Here is a 17827-nt window from a genome sequence, read left to right on the forward strand (position 1 = left end):
AACAGACAGGAGCACGACCAGCAGCCCGAAAAAGAGAGAGCCCCCCAAGGTCACCCCCGGAGAGCCCAATCTGTGCTTAGCACCCTCAGATTTACCAGCTTCTCCCACACAGTCAACAACAACCGAATCGGTTGAACGAAGAATTGCGGCCTTTTCACTGAAAAAGCCGTGAGCGCTTCGTCGTGCGGTGGGGACTTTCCCGATCAGGTTGCCGTGACAGGCACATGACATTCATTCAGGCATCCGCGCCCACCGGGCAGCGGAGTGTTTCCCCGTTGTCCGCGGACAACGGCTACCCGGACCGTCACATCGTGATGGAGACGCTGCGAACGGCTGCGCCGCTCCTGGGGCTTCGCGCCCCGGTGCTCGCGACACTGGACGCCCTGCTCTCCTGCCTCCCCCCGAAGCGGACGCACCACACAGTCTTCGCCTCGAACGCGACGCTGACGTTCCGGCGCAACGGCATCTCGGATCGAACCCTGCGGCGGCACGTGGCGCTCCTGCAGGACGCCGGTCTGCTGACGCGCCACGACAGCCCCAACCGCAAGCGCTACTCCCGTCACAACCGCGAAGACGGCATGGCTCTGCGCTTCGGCTTCGACCTCACCCCGCTCTTTCGGCGCATGACCGAGCTCGTACGTGTCGCCTGTGACGCCCGAACCCTGCAGGAGCGCATAGCCTACCTCACCTGCAAGATCCGCGCCGCCGCCAACGACCTTCTGATGTCCGACCCAAAGCACGAGGCCGCAGCCCTTGCTCGTGCCGCCCTGCGTCGGAAGCTCACGGTCTCGGAGTGCGAAGCCTTGCTCGAGGGGCTCGAACAGACCCCCGCCGAGGGGGCATCGGATCCCGGTGAGACGATGGATATGACCGGCAGAAACGGCCAAAATGTCCGGCACCATCAGAACTCAACAAAAGAAAATATTGATAGAACCGCAGAGACCAGCACGCAGCCCTCGCGACAGGACACCAGCCCTCCGGACCAAGGGAGAGAAATCCCGGTGAACGAGATCGTCCGGCTCTGCCCGGAGGCAGCGCAGTTCGAGCAGGCTCCGACAGAGACCGTTGGCGATGTGGTCGCCCATGCGAGGTTCCTTGCCCCGATGATGGGCATCGACGCCTGCAGCTATGATGCCGCCAGGTCCCGGCTTGGAGAGACCGGGGCCGCGTTGACGGTCTGGGGGCTGATGCAGATCCAGCACCGCATCCGTAAGCTCGGAGCTTATTTCCGCTCAATCACCAGCGGCGCCAGAAGCGACGGTTTCGACCCCATCGGCCTGATCCTGTCTCTGGATCGCGAGCGCATACCCACGACCTGAGGGGCGGACATTGTCCGCGGACAACACGGCTTGTCCGGTCCTCCCGACAGCGCCGATGTTGCGACCTAGGGCTGTGTTCCGGGGGCCCACGCCATCCGGTAGACTTCCGGGAACACCAAACGAAGAGGGGCATGACATGCAGGCGCATCCGCATCTTTCGCCCGCAGTTCCGGGATGACCGCGGCCATCGACATTGCCGGCGCCACGCTGCGCGCAGACGATCTGTCCCAGCTCCGTGCGCTGGTCGAGGCAGGCATTTCCACGAGCCTCCCGCGCCGCGTTCTGCTCGTCGCGGATTTCCGCCCCTCGATGCTGCAGGGTCGGAGCCGGGCCTTCCGCTCCGTCGCCGCGGCCGAAGCACTCACGGTGCTCGGCTGGCAGGTGTCCGAGGCCGGTGGCTCCGTCGGGCTGATGACGCTCGGGACCGGGGCGCCGGTTCGGGTGCCGCTGGACGCGGGAGCCGAGGGCATGCGGCAGGTGGTTTCGGGATTTGTCCGCGGACACGAAGCAGCCGCCGCTCATGCCACCGCCGGCTGCCTTGACGACGTGCCGCTCGACCGGCTGCTCTCGGATCTCGACCTGAGCGGGGACGAGATCCGCGCTGTCGTCATCGCCTCCGGCTTCGAGTTTCCCGGTGGAGGATGTGCCGCGCTGCTACAGGCGCTGTCCGCCAAACACCCCGTCCGGTTGGTCCATGTTACCGATGCCGCCGAGGCCGACGAAACAACGGGACAGGGCAGGGCGCTCGGACTGCCAGTCGTGACGCTCGACGCCGGGCTTCTGCCCGAAGCCATGCCGTCCGTTCTCGCCGAAGTGTTCCGGTAAGCGGGCTTTTCCGACCCTGATGACCCGCCAGAACGCCGAATTGACGACGTTCTGCCCGCCTAAGATGATCCCCAAGTCAAATAAGACCTCAGTTTGTCCATTATGAGGTCGTTTCTCCCGCGATGGACCCCAAACGCAGCCGATACTTACGGCTGCATTGCCAGAATCCTGCTCTGCCCGCACCCTTTGGCGCGAGAGCGCCTTGGGAAGGGCGCGTCTCTCAGGGAGGAGTGAAACGAAGATGGGAATTCTAGGAAAGCTCTTTGGTGGCGATGAGGGAACCCCTCCGCCGTCCTATTCACATGTGAAAATTCACCCCCAGGTGGACAACGGCGTGGGTTCGGCCACGCCCGGTTTCTCGGGGGGAACACTGAAATGCAAGTGCGCGACCAATCCGGTCGTTGTCGTCGTGAGTGCGCAGACCGCGCATAACCATGTCTGCGGCTGCACCAAGTGCTGGAAACCCGACGGCGCGATCTTCAGCCAGATCGCGGTGGTCTCGCGCGACAAGGTCGAGGTGACCGAGAACGCGGACAAGCTCGAGATCGTTGACCCCAGCGCCGCCATCCAGCGCCACGCCTGCAAGGAGTGCGGCGTGCACATGTATGGCCGGATCGAGAATACCGGCCATCCGTTCCACGGCCTCGACTTCGTGCACACCGAGCTCTCGACCCAGAAGGGATGGTCGCCGGCGGAATTCGCGGCCTTCGTCTCATCGATCATCGAGTCCGGTGTCGATCCCTCGCGCATGGACGAGATCCGCGGCCGGCTGCGGGCGCTTGGGCTCGAGCCCTACGACTGCCTTTCGCCGCCGCTGATGGACGCCATCGCGACGCACGTGGCCAAGACGAGTGGCGCGCTGAAGTGACGCCGCGCGGGCATATCCGGCCCCGCCGGGGTCGCGCTTCGCGCCCCACCGAGTAGGGGGCGTGCGCGGCCAAACGCGATGCGGGATATGCTCGACGCACCATGTCCGGGGACAGGCCATGGGCCGGTCCGGCCCCGCGAAAAACTCGCCCGCCGGGCCGGACCGGAACAACACCGTTGCGCGAACGAAAATTTCTGCGTTAACCTCCCGGAGGGAGGACATTTCAATGAAGGACATGAACGACGCCCCGTCGGTCGGCATGATCCGATCCGTCGTGATCGTTGACGATCATCCGCTCTACAGCGACGCCCTGGCCGCGGCGCTTCAGCTCGTGTTCGAGGGGGTGAAGGTTTCGAAGGCGCAGACTCTTGGCGCCGCGCTGGACCTGATCGAGTCGGGCGAACTTCCCGACCTCGTCATGTTCGACCTCAAGCTTCCGGACGTCTGCGGCATCTCGGGCTTCCAGCGTCTGCGGGCCGCGCTGCCCGATGCGCCCATCCTCGTCATCTCGTCGCTGACCTCGGTGCAGGTGGTGCAGGCCCTGATGGAGGAGGGGGCCGCCGGATTCCTGCCCAAGGACGCCTCGGCGCAGCTTCTGCGCGCCGCGCTGCAGGAGATCGCCTCGGGCCGGAAATACGTGCACTCAGGATACCAGAGCTGCCCCGTCGCCATGGGCCCCGAGGATCGCTTCGACGCCTCGCACCCGAAGCTGGCGGAACTCACGCCGCAGCAGAAGCGCATCATGAAACTGATTTGCGCAGGCAAGCCCAACAAACAGATCGCCTATGAGTTGTCCCTTGCCGAGGCGACGGTGAAGGCCCACATCACTGCGCTGCTGCGCCGTCTCGGGGTTCAGAACCGGACCCAGGCCGCGGTGCTGGTGGAGAGCGCGCAGCCCGCAACGGCCATCGGGTCGGGCGAGGCGGACGCGCAGGCCTTCCTGAGCCACTGACGCCATGATCCAGGACCGGACGCGCCCGCGCTTCGTGCAGATTGCCGTCTCGCGCGCGGCGGGCGCTGCCGCCGCGGTGGACGAGGCGCTGGCAGGCATCGACCTTGCCGAGGCGTGCTTCCTGCTGGCCTTCGTGCCCGAGGGGCTCAACCTTGGCCGCGTCGCCGAGGCGCTCGAGAGCGGGGCAGGGGGGGTGCCGGTCTTCGGCTGCACCACCGCGGGCACCATCACCACCGAGGGCTACGAGACCGAGGCGCTGCTGATCCTCGCCTTCCCGCGCGAGCACTTCCGCTGCGCCTCGATGCTCATCGAGCCGCTGAAGCCGATGACGATGAAATCCATCGCCGCCGACGTGCGCGCCCATGCGGCCCGCTTCAGGCGCACCGCAGGGTGGAACCGGCTGGCGCTGATCTTCGCCGACGGGCTCTCCAAGCAGGAGGACCTGCTGGTCGCCACGCTCGAGGCGGCGCTGGGGGAGGTGCCGGTGTTCGGTGGCTCCGCGGGCGACAACCTTGCCTTCCGCGAGACCTTTGTCCTGCACGAGGGCGGCTCTCACACCAACGCGGCGCTGCTGCTGCTGATCGAGACCGACCTCGGCTTCCAGGGGCTGGGGTTCGACCACTTCCTGCCCACCGGCTGCCAGGTGGTGGTGACCGAGGCGCTGCCGGACGAGCGGCTGGTGCTCGAGATCAACGGCGCGCCTGCCGCGCTGGAATATGCCCGGATCGTCGGTTGTCCGGTCGAGGATCTCTCGCCGCAGGTCTTCGCCGAGAACCCGATGCTGGTGCGGCAGAACATGAACTACCACGTGCGCGCCATCCACGACGCTCCGGGGGCCCACGCGCTGAGCTTCCTCGGGGCCATCGACGACGGGCTGATCCTGACGCTCGGGCGGGGCAAGGAGATCATCGAGACCCTGCGCTCGGAGCTCGACGTGCGCGGGCCGCATGACGAGGCGCCGGATTTCGTGCTGGGCTTCGACTGCGTGCTGCGCAAGCTCGAGATCGAGCAGAAGCAGCTCTCGGGTCCGGTCAGCGAGATCTTCCGCGACCGCCGCGTCGTCGGTTTCAACACCTACGGCGAGCAGCATTGCGGCGTGCACGTGAACCAGACCTTCGTGGGCGTCGCCTTCTTCGACCCGGCGCAGAGGGAATTCGCATGATCGATCCCGACGAACCGCTCGAGACCCAGGTCGCCCGTCAGGCCAAGATCATCGACGCGCTGATGCGCCGCGCCAACCGCCAGCACGAGGTCGGCGGCTCGGCCTATGGCGCCTTCCAGTCCGCCATCGCGCTGCAGGGGCAGATCTGGGCCAAGACCCGCGACCTCGAACGCACCACCGACGAGCTGCGTCACGCCCGCGACGACACCCAGCGCATGCGCAAGAACCTCGCGGATGCGCTGTCGGCCATGGACGGCGGCGTTGCGCTTTTCACCGCCGGGCGGCTCGAGGTCTGCAACGACATCTTCCTGAAGCTGTTGCCCGACGTGTCCGAGCGGCTGCAGCCGGGGCTCACGGTCGAGGACTGTTTCGCCGCCATGTCCGAGAGCCGCCACCTGTCGAGTGTCGAGGGCAACTTCGACGCGGCGCTGGCGCAGGCGCGGCGGGGCAGGGTGGGCACGTCGGTGGTCTCTCTGGTGATCGAACTCGCGGGCGATCGCTGGTACCAGATCAACCTCCAGCGCACGAGCGCCGAGAACCTCGTGCTGCTGCTCACCGAGATCACCCCCATCGTGCGCCGCAACCGGTCCGAGAAGGAAAGCCTGATCGATCGGCAGGCGGACTACCTGCAGGCGGTGTTCGAGAACATGACCTCGGGGGTCTGCACCTTCTCGCCGGCGGGCGAGGTGATGATGTACAACCAGCAGTTCCGCCAGCTGCTGGGGCTGCCCTACACCATGCTGCAACACGGCACCGACCTGCAGCGGCTGCTGGACTTCGTCGCCCAGCACCGGCTCATCGCCGAGGCCGCCGAGCACGACATCCACCACTGGCTCGACCGGCTCGAACGGCAGGGCCGGCTGCGGCGGCGGGTGCGCCACGCCACTGGACGGATGCTGGACCTGCACGCCCACCGGCTGCCGGACGGCGGCGTGCTGCTCGAGCTCAAGGACGTGACGCTCGAGAGCCGTGCCACCGAGATGCTTGAGAACCGCGTGACCGAGCGCACCGCCGAGCTGACCCGCGCCAACGCCCAGCTGCGCGAGCAGTTCGACGAGATGGCGAGGGTCGAGGAAGAGCTGCGCGTCGCCAAGGAGCGCGCCGAGGCCGCGGTGTCCTCGAAGACCCGTTTCCTCGCCGCGGCGAGCCACGACCTGCTGCAGCCGATCAACGCCGCGAAGCTGTTGATCGCGACACTGATGGACACGACTGCCGACACGCGCTTCGCCCCTATGGTTGAGCGCCTCGACGGTTCCTTCTGCTCGATCGAGCAGCTGCTGCATTCGCTGCTCGACATCTCGCGGCTCGAAAGCACCGATCAGGCGCTGACCCCGACCGAGGTCTGTCTTGGCGCGCTGATGCGCTCGGTCTGGGAGGACCAGACTCCGCTGGCGCAGCGCAAGGGGGTGCAGCTCGACGTGGTGCCGAACATGTGCTTCGTGCGCTCGGACCCGGTCTACCTGCTGCGCTCGATCCAGAACCTCGTGGTCAACGCGATCCAGTACACCGCGCCCGGCGGCCGGGTGCTGGCCGGATGCCGGCGTCGCGGGAACACGGTCGAGCTGCAGGTCTGGGACACAGGCATCGGGATCTCGCGCAAGGACCAGAAGCGCATCTTCGAGGAATTCGCGCGGGCCGACAACGTGCCGCTGGGTTCGGGCGTGGGGCTCGGGCTGTCGGTGGTCGACCGCACCTGCCGCCACCTCGGGCATAAGGTGCGCGTTCGATCGAAACCCGGTGTGGGCTCGGTCTTCTCCATCGAGATGGAGAGGGTGGCGGGCCGCGTTGTCGACGAGCAGGAGGGCTGCAACGTCGCGACCCCCGCAGAGTGCGAGATGGACCACATCGTGCTGGTGATCGAGAACGACCCGGACGTGCTCTTCGCGCTTACGGGAAAGCTCGAACAATGGGGGGCAAGCGTGCTGGCCGCGCGCTCGCTCGACGAGGCGCTGGGGCATGTGCGCGACATGGGCATGGCGCCGGACATCATCCTCGCCGATTACCAGCTCGACAATGGCGAGACCGGCGACCGGGCGATCCGCGCGCTGCGCGACGAGACCGGCGTGCGTATCCCGGCCATCATGATCACCGCAAACCGCGGCAATGCGCTTCTGAAGAAGGGCGCGACCGAGGGGTTTTCGGTGCTTACCAAACCGGTGCAGCTGTCGCGGCTGCGTCCGCTGATGGAATGGAAGATCCGCTGGCAGGCCCCGGAGGAGGCGGCGGAGTGAGCGCGTTCAGAGTGTGGGGGCGGAGTTGGTCCGTGGATGGTGAGCGGGGCAGGGGGGCGCTGCCCCCCGTCCGCGCAGGCGCGGACTCCCCCGGGATATTTCGGGCCATTGGAAACACGCGCCCGCACCGACAAAAGTCGGCAATGACAGGCGGGGCAGGGGGGGTAGGCTCGGGCCAGGGAGGATTCGAACCATGCGCAAGACACTGGCCCTGATCGCGGCCGTGGCCTGTCTCGGGCTGCCCGGCTGGGCGGCGACCACCGAGGCGACCCAGACCTTCGACCTGCTGTTCCGGCAGGGCACACTGGATGAGGTCGGCCGCGACGCGGTTCTGCACTACAACCGTACCGTCACCAACGCGGCCAAGCCCGAGGCGGCCGAGCGCGACACCGGCGCCGTGGCGTTGTCCTTCGAGGACGGACCGCAGGCGCTGCAGGCGAACTTGCAGTTCCTGCAGGACGGCAAGCACCGCAATCTCGGCAGCTTTCCCGCCAGCGTCGGCAACCCGATGATCATGTATTTCTACGAGAGCGTGATCCGCGACATGGCCGAGACCGCCGGCGGCTCGCCCTTCTACATCCGCAACCGGGTGAAGGAGGCACTGGTGCAGCCCGCCGAGATCGTCACCGGCGAGGCCAGCTTCGGCGGGTCCGAGGTGCCGACCCAGACCGTGATCCTGCGGCCCTTCGAGGGCGATCCGAACGCCGGGAAGATGCAGGGCTTCGGCGGTCTCGAGCTCAGCGTCACCATGTCCGAGGAGGTGCCAGGCTGGTATCTCAGCCTCGTTGCCACGGCGCCGGGGGCCGATGGCGCGCCGGGAGCCTATGTCTCGGAGCTGCGCTTCGACACGGTCGCGGCGCAATGATCCGGCTGGCGACGGCGCTTCTGCTGCTGGCCGGGGCGGTCCAGTCCGCTTCGGCGCAGGGCGTGGCGGAGCGACTCAACGACTACCCGACCGAGGCGCGGGCGGACTACGTCTTCGGCTGCATGGCCGCCAACGGCCAGAGCCGCGACGTGCTGCGCAAGTGCTCCTGTTCCATCGACGAGATCGCGACGATCCTGCCATACGACAAGTATGTCGAGGCCGAGACGGTGCTGTCGATGCGGCTGACCGGCGGCGAGCGCATGGCGATCTTCAACAGCTCGGTCGCGGCGAACACCATCGTGGCCGACCTGCGACGGGCGCAGGCCGAGGCCGAGGTGGTCTGTTTCTTCTGACCCCTGTGCGAGACGCCGGGGGCTTTAGCCCTCGGCCTTCGGCAGCTCGCTCTCGAAGCGGTTGCCCTCGGTGTCGGTGGCCAGGACCCGCAGCGTCTCGGAGCCATTGTCGGCATAGGAGAAGCGGAAGCTCGGGTTCTCGCTGATCGAGATGCCGCCATCCATCGAGAACAGCATCTCATTGCCCTGCCAGACCTCGAGGTGGTCGACGAAATGCGCGGGGATGAAAAGTTGGGTGATCTGATCGCGCTGCAGCCCCGAGTAGTTCGGGTGCCGGATCATGATCTGCGCCTCGCGCCGGGGTGTCGAGATCGCCGGGGCCGCGTCCCCGAAGAGCCGCAGCTTCATCTGACCGATGCCGGCAAGCGCCTGCGCCGGGTCCTTGGTGGCGGGTGCCGAGCAGCCGCCCGAGGCCTTGATGAAACGCCCGTCCATGCGCAGCCCCTCGGGGGTGCCGGCGATGACCCGCACGTTCGAATACTGGTTCACCCGGATCCGCATCTCGAAATCCACCGGCGCCATGGCGCTGCCGAAGGCGAACTCCGCGGCCACCGGCGAAGGATTCTCGTCGATCACGACGGTCGCCGTCTCGATGGCCAGCGCATCGTCGGTCTGCACGATGTGGATGGGCACGGTGGCCGCATCCTCGGCGCGGTAGGGCGCCTCGATGGTGAAGAGCCCGGCGGCGGGGGCGATGTCGGCGTCGCCGACGACATCGCCGCGCAGCTCCTCCCAGGTCGGGCTGTCGGTCAGCGGGTTGGTCTCGGCCGCGGCGAGCGGTGCCGCCAGCCACAGGGCCAGCAGGGTGGCGGATTTCCAGGTCCGGTCCATGCCTCTCCTCCTCGCATGGGATATCGCGCGAGTGTGCCACATCTTCCGGAGTCGCGATACCGAGCGGATCGTCGGTGTGGATCACGGTGCCGTGCGGCGCGAGGCTCCCGGCGGGAGGATCGGGCATGTTCGAAGCGGTGATGTTGGTCTGCGCGCTGGAGGGCCCGCCGTGCCGTGACGCGCTGTTGCCAGGGTTCGAGGCGGAAAGCGCCGAGGCCTGCGTCGCGTTGCTGCGTCGCGGGGGCGCCCCCGCCGGTGCCCGTTGTCGCGGGGCAGGCGAGGCGCTGGCGATGGACGAGGTGGCGCCTGGCGTTTTCGTGCACCGAGGTCTCGTCGAAGAGCCCGACGCGTCCAACCGGGGAGACGTCGCGAATCTGGGCTTCGTGGTGGGCGAGCGGTCCGTGGCGGTGATCGACACCGGCTCTGCGGCGTGGATCGGCGAGGCGCTCTGGCGTGCGATCCGGCAGCGGAGCGAGCTTCCCGTCAGCCACGTCGTCCTGACCCATGTCCACCCGGATCACGTCTTCGGCGCTGGTGTCTTTGCCGGGGCCGAGGTGGTGGGGCATGACGGGCTGGGGCGGGCGCTGGCGGAGCGGCAGGAGAATTACCTCGAGAGCTTTTCGCGGCTCCTGGGCGACGCCTTCCTCGGCACGACCGCGCCCGTGGTGGACCGCGAGATCGCCGAGAGCGGAGAGATCGACCTTGGCGGGCGGGTGCTCGAGCTGCGGGCCTGGCCGACCTCGCACACCAGCACCGACCTCACCGTTGTGGACCGCGCCACCGGGACGCTCTTCGCCGGGGACCTTGTCTTTGATGAACATATCCCGGCGCTCGACGGAAGCCTGCGCGGCTGGCAGGCGGTGCTGGCGGATCTGCAGGGCATCGAGGCCGCGCGGCTGATTCCCGGGCATGGCGGGCCGGTGCTCGAATGGCCCGAGGGCGGCGAGCCGATGGCGCTTTATCTCGACCTGCTGGCCTCGGACACCCGCGCCGCCATCGACGCGGGCGAGCGGCTTGCCGGGGCGGTACAGCACATCGCGCAGGGCGAGGCCGGAGCGTGGCAGCTCTTCGAGGCCTTCAACGCCCGCAACGCCACGGTGGCCTTCACCGAGCTGGAATGGGAGTGACCTCCACAAGGGACGCGGGCACGCCCAAAGGCGCCAGCCCTTCATCTTGCCAGACAAACTCCCGCCGGAGGCATCCGGCGTCCGGGTCCCCGCGCGGCATCAGCCCCCGTCGGGCTGACCGGCCTCGTGCAGCATCTGCGCGATGGCGTAGAGCCGCTTCTCGAGCAGCTGCGGTGTCTCGCAGAGATAGGTGATGGTCCGCTGGCGGTCGGTGAAGATTCGCTGGTCCCAGTCCACCTGTTCCTCAAGCGCATCGACCCGGTCGTAATCCGGCGAGTCGGTCGCCATCTGCGCGTCCATCTCGGCGCGGGCGCCGTCGATGCGCTCCGACAGCGCGATCTGGCTCAGCGAGAACTTCCCGATTCCGTCGATGATCCGGGTCCGCCGGTGCGACAGCGTGTCGAAGACCCGGCTGAACACCTCGCCCATCAGCGCCTGATCGTGCCCCTGCGAGTCGGCGAAGCTCTCGACCTCGGCCCGGGCGCTGTCGAGATCGACCCGGCGCAGCACGAGGGTCTCGGCCAGCTCTTCTGCGGCACGGTCCCGGTCGTCTTCCAGGGCCATCTCCTCAAGCGGCGCAGGCCACATCAGCCCGGGCGACAGACGGTCTACCTTGCGCTGGATGCAGGGCCAGCTCGGGTCCGAGAAATCGGCCGCGGCAAGGGGTGTTGCACAGGTGATGAGCAGCACACCAATCGTGATAAAGCGATATGTCCACATCGTTCTTTCCTCCCTCGGCCAACTATGAAACAGCGTGCGCGCGAGGTCCATTCCGGGGAATACCCACCATTGGCTGTATTGTTCGGTATGCAACCGCGCACCCATACTCTGGGCAAACGCCGCAGAGCGTCAGAAACGTTGTCTAGTCAGGAGGGAGCCTGCATGCGCACCCGTGCAGCCGTGGCCTTGGAAGCCGGCAAACCGCTCGAAATCATGGAAGTGGAACTCGAAGGCCCGAAGGCCGGTGAGGTCCTGGTCGAGATCAAGGCCACAGGCCTCTGCCATACCGACGAATTCACCCGCTCGGGTGCAGACCCCGAGGGGCTCTTCCCCTGCATCCTGGGTCACGAGGGCGCCGGCGTCGTGCTCGAAGTGGGCGAGGGCGTCACCACGCTGAAGCCCGGCGATCACGTGATCCCGCTCTACACCCCCGAGTGCCGTGAGTGCGCGTCCTGCCTCAGTGGCAAGACCAACCTCTGCACCGCGATCCGCAACACCCAGGGTCAGGGCCTGATGCCGGACGGCACCACGCGCTTCAAGATGCTCGATGGCACGCCGATCTATCACTACATGGGCTGCTCGACCTTCGCGAACCACACCGTGATGCCCGAGATCGCGCTGGCAAAGGTCCGCGAGGACGCGCCCTTCGACAAGATCTGCTACATCGGCTGCGGCGTCACCACCGGCATCGGCGCGGTGATCAACACCGCGGGCGTCGAGATCGGCTCGACCGCGGCGGTCTTCGGCCTCGGCGGCATCGGCCTCAACGTGATCCAGGGCCTGCGCATGGCGGGCTGCGACATGATCATCGGTGTCGACCTGAACGACGACAAGGCCGAGATGGCGAAGAAGTTCGGCATGACCCACTTCGTCAACCCGTCCAAGGTCGAGAACACGGTTGCCGAGATCGTCAACCTCACCAAGCGCGGCATCGACCAGATCGGCGGCGTGGATTACTCGTTCGACGCGACCGGCAACGTCAAGGTCATGCGCGACGCGCTCGAATGCTCGCACCGCGGCTGGGGCGTGTCGGTGATCATCGGCGTGGCACCTGCGGGCGCGGAAATCAGCACCCGTCCGTTCCAGCTTGTGACCGGCCGCGTCTGGAAGGGCACCGCCTTCGGAGGCGCCAAGGGCCGCACCGACGTGCCGAAGTTCGTCGACTGGTACATGGACGGCAAGATCGAGATCGACCCGATGATCACGCACAAGCTCACGCTCGACGAGATCAACCACGGCTTCGACCTCATGCACGAAGGCAAGTCGATCCGCGCGGTGGTCGAGTACTGATGGAGATCGTTTCCGAAAACCGGAGCTTCGGCGGAACGCAGGGCGTCTACCGCCACGCTTCGGAAACCTGCGGCTGCGACATGACCTTCGCGGTCTACCTGCCGCCGCAGGCCAAGGTCGGCCCCGTTCCGGTGCTGTGGTATCTCTCGGGTCTCACCTGCACCCACGAGAACGCCATGACCAAGGGCGGTTTCCAGGAACACGCGGCGAAACACGGCCTTGCGGTCGTGTTTCCCGACACCTCGCCGCGCGGCGAAGGTGTTGCCAACGACGAGGCCTATGACCTCGGGCAGGGGGCCGGGTTCTACGTCAACGCCAAGCGCGACCCGTGGAAGCCGCACTACCGGATGTACGACTACGTCGTCTCCGAGCTGCGCGGCATCGTGTCGGGTATGGACGGCATCGGCGATCGCCACGGCATCACCGGCCACTCCATGGGCGGACACGGGGCGCTGACCATCGCCATGCGCAACCCGGAGCTGTACGACAGCCTGTCGGCCTTCGCTCCGATCGCGCATCCCACCCAGTCGGACTGGGGGCGCAAGCAGCTCTCGGCCTATCTCGGCGACGACGAGGGCTGCTGGGCGGAACACGATTCCACGCTGCTGCTGGAGGAGCACGGCTGGAAGAGCGACATCCTCGTGGACCAGGGGGCGAGCGACCAGTTCCTCGACCTGCTGAAGCCCGAGGCACTGGCCGCGGCCATCGCAAAACGTCGGCAGCCGGGCACCGTCCGGATGCAGGCGGGCTACGACCACTCGTATTTCTTCGTGAATTCGTTCGCGGGGGATCACGTGGCCTGGCACGCCGAAAGACTGAAGTAGCAAGAGCCCGATTAAGGGGGGAGGAAAGTAATGATCGACAAACTGCTCGCGACTGCGTGCCTTTTGAGCCTGTCGGCCGGGGTTGCCTTGGCCGACGGCGACGCGGCGAAGGGCGAGAAGATTTTTCGCAAATGCGCGGCCTGCCATGCGGTGGGCGAGGGCGCTGAGAACAAGGTCGGCCCGGAGTTGAACAACATCCTCGGGCGCGGCATCGCGGCAGAAGCCGATTTCACCTATTCGGACGCGCTCACCGCGCTGGCGGAAGCCGAAGGCGAGTGGACGCCCGAGAAACTCGCAACCTTCCTCGAGAAGCCGCGCGACTATGCCAAGGGCACGAAGATGTCCTTCGCCGGCCTGCGCAAGGAAGACGAGCGGGCAGACGTGATCGCCTACCTGGCGACCTTCCAATAGGAGCGAAAGGAGAGACAGCGACAGCAGCTCAGATGGAATTCCGGATCCGGCGGGAGGAATTGAGGCGCCGGTCCGGTGTGGCCCGAAACGGTGGGGTCCCCGATTGGGGAGACACACCCGGGGCAGCAAGGCGGCATTGCCGCATATCCAAGGGAGAAGGAAATGAAGAGACTGACGCTCATGACGTCAGGGGTCGCCCTGTTCGCAGCTTCGATGGCGATGGCGAACGACGACCTCATGGCCCAGATGGACAACGCCTCGCAATGGGCGATCCAGACGGGCGACTATTCGAACCAGCGCTATTCCGAACTGGACAAGATCAACAAGGACAACGTCGGTGACCTCCAGGTCGCATGGACGTTCTCCACCGGCGTCCTGCGCGGCCACGAGGGCTCGCCCCTTGTCGTCGGCGACACCATGTTCGTGCACACCCCGTTCCCGAACATCGTCTATGCGCTCGACCTGAACGAGCAGGGCAAGATCAAGTGGCGCTACGAGCCCAAGCAGGATCCGAACGTGATCCCGGTGATGTGCTGCGACACGGTGAACCGTGGCGTCGCCTATGCCGACGGCAAGATCTTCCTGCACCAGGCGGACACCAAGGTCGTGGCGCTCGACGCCGAGACCGGGGAAGTGCTCTGGGAAGTGATGAACGGCGACGCCTCGAAGGGCGAGACCAACACCGCCACCGTGCTTCCGGTCAAGGACAAGGTGATCGTCGGCATCTCGGGCGGCGAATTCGGTGTGCGCGGCCATGTGACCGCCTACAACATGGAAACCGGCGAGCAGGAATGGCGGGCCTATTCCATGGGTCCCGACAGCGACATCCTGATGGACCCCGAGAACACCACGCATCTCGGCAAGCCGGTGGGCGCGGACTCGGGCACCAACACCTGGGAAGGCGACCAGTGGATGATCGGTGGCGGCACCACCTGGGGCTGGTATTCCTATGACCCCGAGGCCGACCTGATCTACTACGGCACCGGCAACCCCTCGACCTGGAACCCGGCGCAGCGCCCGGGCGACAACCGCTGGTCGATGACTGTCATGGCGCGTGACCCCGACGACGGCATGGCCAAGTGGGTCTACCAGATGACGCCCCATGACGAGTGGGACTTCGACGGCGTCAACGAGATGATCCTCACGGATCAGGAGATGGACGGCGAGATGCGCAAGCTTCTCACCCACTTCGACCGGAACGGCCTGGCCTACACCCTGGACCGGATCTCGGGCGAACTGCTCGTGGCCGAGAAGTACGACCCGGCGGTGAACTGGACCACCGGCGTCGACATGGACCCCGAATCCGAGACCTTTGGTCGCCCGGCGGTCGTCGCCGAGTACTCGACCGAGCAGAACGGCGAGGACGTCAACTCCACCGGCATCTGCCCGGCGGCGCTTGGCACCAAGGACCAGCAGCCTGCATCCTTCTCGCCCAAGACCGGCCTGTTCTACGTGCCGACCAACCACGTCTGCATGGACTACGAGCCGTTCCGCGTGAGCTACACCGCAGGTCAGCCCTACGTGGGTGCGACGCTGGCGATGTACCCGGCCCCCGACAGCCATGGCGGCATGGGCAACTTCATCGCCTGGGACAACCTCGCGGGCGAGATCAAGTGGTCGATCCCCGAGCAGTTCTCGGTCTGGTCGGGCGCTCTGGCCACCGCGGGCGACGTGGTGTTCTACGGCACGCTCGAGGGCTACCTCAAGGCCGTGGACTCCGAGACGGGCGACGAACTGTACAAGTTCAAGACCCCCTCGGGCATCATCGGCAACGTGATGACCTACGAGCATGACGGCAAGCAGTATATCGGCATCCTCTCGGGCGTCGGCGGCTGGGCCGGCATCGGACTGGCGGCAGGTCTCACCAACCCCAACGACGGGCTCGGTGCGGTCGGCGGCTACTCCGCGCTCTCCGACTACACCGCGCTTGGTGGTCAGCTGACAGTCTTCGCCCTTCCCGACTGATCCGCAGCCATCAACCGGGCCGGGGGAGTCTTCGGACACCGCCGGCCCGACCCTCACAGATTTCCAGGACATCTCACATGACCCGACCCCATATCCTTCTCGCGGCGACTGCAGGACTCCTGTCGGCTACCGCCCTGTGCGCGGCAGACACCGTGTCGATGGACGACCCGAACATTGCAGTGGGCTACGAGGAAGACGGGCGCTATTACACCGAGGACGGCGTACCCACCTTCAACGTGGCCGAGGATGGCACCGTGGACTGGCCGACCTTCTCGGGCTTCCGCCGCTACCACGCAGAATGTCACGTGTGCCACGGCCCCGACGGCGAGGGCTCGACCTACGCGCCCGCGCTGAAGAAGTCCGCCCTCACCATGGATTATTACGATTTCGTCGACGTCGTCACCAACGGCCGGCAGAAGGTCGGCGCGGCCGAGAACTCGGTGATGCCCGCCTTCGGCACCAACCCGAACGTGATGTGCTACCTCGACGACATCTACACCTACCTGAAGGCGCATGGCTCCGAAGCCATCGGACGCGGACGCCCTGCCAAGAAGGAAGCCAAGAGCGATGTCTTCTCCGAGAATGAAAACGCCTGCATGGGGTCGTGACCGGCGCCACCTTCTCGCGGTGGCGCTGACGGCCCTGATGGCCTTCAATGCAGGGCCGGGCGAGGCGCAAACCTCTGATCTTGTCTCCCGGACGTCCTTCAGGGTTTGCGCCGACCCCGCCAACGATCCGATGTCGACCGAGGACGGCTCGGGCTTCGAGAACGCGCTGGCCGAGCTCATCGCGTCGAAGCTCGAGCTGCCGGTGAGCTACACCTGGTATCCTATGGCGACGGGCTTCATCCGCAACACGCTGAAGGCGGGCAAATGCGACGTGGTGATGGGCTACGCGCAGGGGCACGAGCTGGTGCTGAACACCAACCACTACATGACCTCGACCTACGTGCTGGTGGTGCCGAAGGACGGCGCGCTGGCCAAGGTGCAGCGTTTCGCCGACCCGGCGCTCGCCGAGGCGCGCATCGGGGTCATCGCGGGCTCGCCGCCGGCGACGCACATGGCCAAGGCCGGGCTCATCGGCAAGGCGCGGCCCTACCACCTCGTGGTCGACCGCCGGCACGAGAACCCCGCCGCCGACATGCTGAACGACCTCGCCGCGGGCGAGATCGACGCGGCCGTGCTCTGGGGCCCGATCGGAGGCCCGCTGGTCAAGCGCGACCACCCGGATCTCGCGGTGATCCCGCTGCTGCACGAGACCGCCTTCCCCAAGCTCTTCTACCGCATCACCATGGGGGTGCGGCAGGGCGAGAAGGTCTGGCAGCGCAAGCTCAACTCGCTGATCCGCCGGCATCAGGACGAAATCGACCACCTGCTTGCGGATGCCGGCGTGCCGCTGGTGCGCGACATGGGCGACGGCATGCTCGAGGTCGGCCAATGAGGCGCGGGGCGGCGGTGCTGTTCGCGCTGCTGCCGGTCCTCGCTCCCCTTGCCGCCGTGGCGCAGGCGCCCGAGCCCGACGGCTACCGCATGGAGGAGTACCGCGCCCCGGTCCCCGCCACCCTGGCGGGTGCCACAGTGGTCGGCCCCGAGGAGGCGCATGCGCTCTGGCAGGCGGGCGAGACGGCGTTCATCGACGTGCTGCCACAGGCACCGCGCCCGCCGAACCTGCCCGAGGACACGATCTGGCGCGACAAGCCCCGCGAGTCCATCCCCGGCGCGACCTGGCTTCCCAACGTGGGCTACGGCGCCATCGCCGAGGTGACCGAGACATACTTTCGCGACGGCCTCGCCGCCGCCACCGACAGCGACCTCGCACACCCGGTGCTGTTCTTTTGCCTCGAAGACTGCTGGATGAGCTGGAACGCCGCCAAACGTGCGCTCGGCTTCGGCTACGAGACGGTCTACTGGCTCCCCGAAGGCACCGACGGCTGGACCCTCTGGGACTACCCGACCGAACGGGTGACCCCTCGTCCGGATTGACCCTCACTGCCTGCCTGGCGCCGCTGAAATGCCATATGGCGCGAAATCGACGGCCACCCCGGGATCCGGCCCCGTCCTGCATCTTGCCAGCTAAACTCCGGG

At 66.8% G+C, this 17827-nt stretch carries 18 protein-coding genes; 16 read left to right on the forward strand and 2 right to left on the reverse strand.

Going from position 1 to position 17827, the window contains the following annotated elements:
• Positions 1–224: 224 nt before the first annotated feature.
• The 8 genes from repC (at position 225) to BLQ77_RS20090 (ending at position 8575) form a co-directional block, all read left to right on the forward strand.
• Positions 225–1319 (forward strand): plasmid replication protein RepC, encoded by a 1095-nt coding sequence (gene repC, locus BLQ77_RS20055; protein ID WP_242661786.1) that lies wholly within the window; start codon positions 225–227, stop codon positions 1317–1319.
• Positions 1320–1493: 174 nt separating this feature from the next.
• Positions 1494–2144, forward strand: coding sequence for a DUF58 domain-containing protein (locus tag BLQ77_RS29080; RefSeq protein ID WP_089962479.1), 651 nt, complete (start codon positions 1494–1496; stop codon positions 2142–2144).
• A 241-nt stretch (positions 2145–2385) separates the two neighbouring features.
• The gene (gfa, locus tag BLQ77_RS20065; protein WP_089962481.1) at positions 2386–3012 is read left to right on the forward strand and encodes an S-(hydroxymethyl)glutathione synthase; all 627 of its coding nucleotides are present in this window, start codon (positions 2386–2388) and stop codon (positions 3010–3012) included.
• Positions 3013–3238: 226 nt separating this feature from the next.
• A complete protein-coding gene (locus BLQ77_RS20070; RefSeq protein ID WP_089962484.1) occupies positions 3239–3964 on the forward strand; it encodes a response regulator in 726 nt (241 codons plus the stop codon).
• A gap of 4 nt (positions 3965–3968) precedes the next feature.
• Positions 3969–5126, forward strand: a complete 1158-nt coding sequence (locus tag BLQ77_RS20075; protein ID WP_089962487.1) for an FIST N-terminal domain-containing protein — start codon at positions 3969–3971, stop codon at positions 5124–5126.
• Positions 5123–7357, forward strand: coding sequence for a hybrid sensor histidine kinase/response regulator (locus BLQ77_RS20080; protein ID WP_165617161.1), 2235 nt, complete (start codon positions 5123–5125; stop codon positions 7355–7357). Before BLQ77_RS20075 ends, BLQ77_RS20080 begins: the two co-directional genes overlap by 4 nt.
• A 193-nt stretch (positions 7358–7550) precedes the next feature.
• Positions 7551–8222 carry a hypothetical protein gene (locus tag BLQ77_RS20085; RefSeq protein WP_008887420.1) on the forward strand — a complete coding sequence of 224 codons (672 nt, stop codon included), beginning with the start codon at positions 7551–7553 and terminating at the stop codon, positions 8220–8222.
• A complete protein-coding gene (locus BLQ77_RS20090) occupies positions 8219–8575 on the forward strand; it encodes a hypothetical protein (protein ID WP_008887526.1) in 357 nt (118 codons plus the stop codon). The genes BLQ77_RS20085 and BLQ77_RS20090 overlap by 4 nt, the downstream gene beginning before the upstream one ends.
• Before the next feature lie 24 nt (positions 8576–8599).
• Here the strand turns inward: BLQ77_RS20090 and BLQ77_RS20095 are convergent, their stop codons facing one another.
• Positions 8600–9406, reverse strand: a complete 807-nt coding sequence (locus BLQ77_RS20095) for a quinoprotein dehydrogenase-associated SoxYZ-like carrier (protein WP_089962489.1) — start codon at positions 9404–9406, stop codon at positions 8600–8602.
• A 125-nt stretch (positions 9407–9531) separates the two neighbouring features.
• Here BLQ77_RS20095 and BLQ77_RS20100 point away from each other — a divergent pair, with 125 nt between their 5' ends.
• Entirely contained in the window at positions 9532–10533 is a 1002-nt protein-coding gene (locus tag BLQ77_RS20100; protein WP_089962491.1) for a quinoprotein relay system zinc metallohydrolase 2, read from the forward strand.
• Between the two features lie 99 nt (positions 10534–10632).
• On the opposite strand, the gene BLQ77_RS20105 is transcribed toward BLQ77_RS20100, so the two are convergent.
• On the reverse strand, positions 10633–11253 hold the full coding sequence (locus BLQ77_RS20105; protein ID WP_089962493.1) for a hypothetical protein: 621 nt from the start codon (positions 11251–11253) through the stop codon (positions 10633–10635).
• A gap of 162 nt (positions 11254–11415) precedes the next feature.
• Here BLQ77_RS20105 and BLQ77_RS20110 point away from each other — a divergent pair, with 162 nt between their 5' ends.
• From BLQ77_RS20110 to BLQ77_RS20140, 7 genes are all read left to right on the forward strand, one after another.
• On the forward strand, positions 11416–12543 hold the full coding sequence (locus BLQ77_RS20110) for an S-(hydroxymethyl)glutathione dehydrogenase/class III alcohol dehydrogenase (RefSeq protein ID WP_008887464.1): 1128 nt from the start codon (positions 11416–11418) through the stop codon (positions 12541–12543).
• On the forward strand, positions 12543–13367 hold the full coding sequence (gene fghA, locus BLQ77_RS20115) for an S-formylglutathione hydrolase (RefSeq protein ID WP_008887450.1): 825 nt from the start codon (positions 12543–12545) through the stop codon (positions 13365–13367). The genes BLQ77_RS20110 and fghA overlap by 1 nt, the downstream gene beginning before the upstream one ends.
• Before the next feature lie 30 nt (positions 13368–13397).
• Entirely contained in the window at positions 13398–13778 is a 381-nt protein-coding gene (locus tag BLQ77_RS20120) for a c-type cytochrome (RefSeq protein ID WP_008887421.1), read from the forward strand.
• A gap of 162 nt (positions 13779–13940) precedes the next feature.
• Positions 13941–15743, forward strand: coding sequence for a methanol/ethanol family PQQ-dependent dehydrogenase (locus tag BLQ77_RS20125; RefSeq protein ID WP_089962496.1), 1803 nt, complete (start codon positions 13941–13943; stop codon positions 15741–15743).
• Positions 15744–15820: 77 nt separating this feature from the next.
• Entirely contained in the window at positions 15821–16351 is a 531-nt protein-coding gene (locus BLQ77_RS20130) for a c-type cytochrome, methanol metabolism-related (protein ID WP_040384849.1), read from the forward strand.
• A gap of 37 nt (positions 16352–16388) precedes the next feature.
• Positions 16389–17183 (forward strand): substrate-binding domain-containing protein, encoded by a 795-nt coding sequence (locus BLQ77_RS20135; protein WP_207545866.1) that lies wholly within the window; start codon positions 16389–16391, stop codon positions 17181–17183.
• Positions 17180–17725: a PQQ-dependent catabolism-associated CXXCW motif protein gene (locus BLQ77_RS20140; RefSeq protein ID WP_089962499.1), complete on the forward strand. Its 546-nt coding sequence runs from the start codon at positions 17180–17182 to the stop codon at positions 17723–17725. The genes BLQ77_RS20135 and BLQ77_RS20140 overlap by 4 nt, the downstream gene beginning before the upstream one ends.
• Positions 17726–17827 lie beyond the last annotated feature (102 nt).

The sequence above is a fragment of the Salipiger thiooxidans genome, assembly GCF_900102075.1.
In the GTDB taxonomy this organism is placed as follows: Bacteria; Pseudomonadota; Alphaproteobacteria; order Rhodobacterales; family Rhodobacteraceae; genus Salipiger; species Salipiger thiooxidans.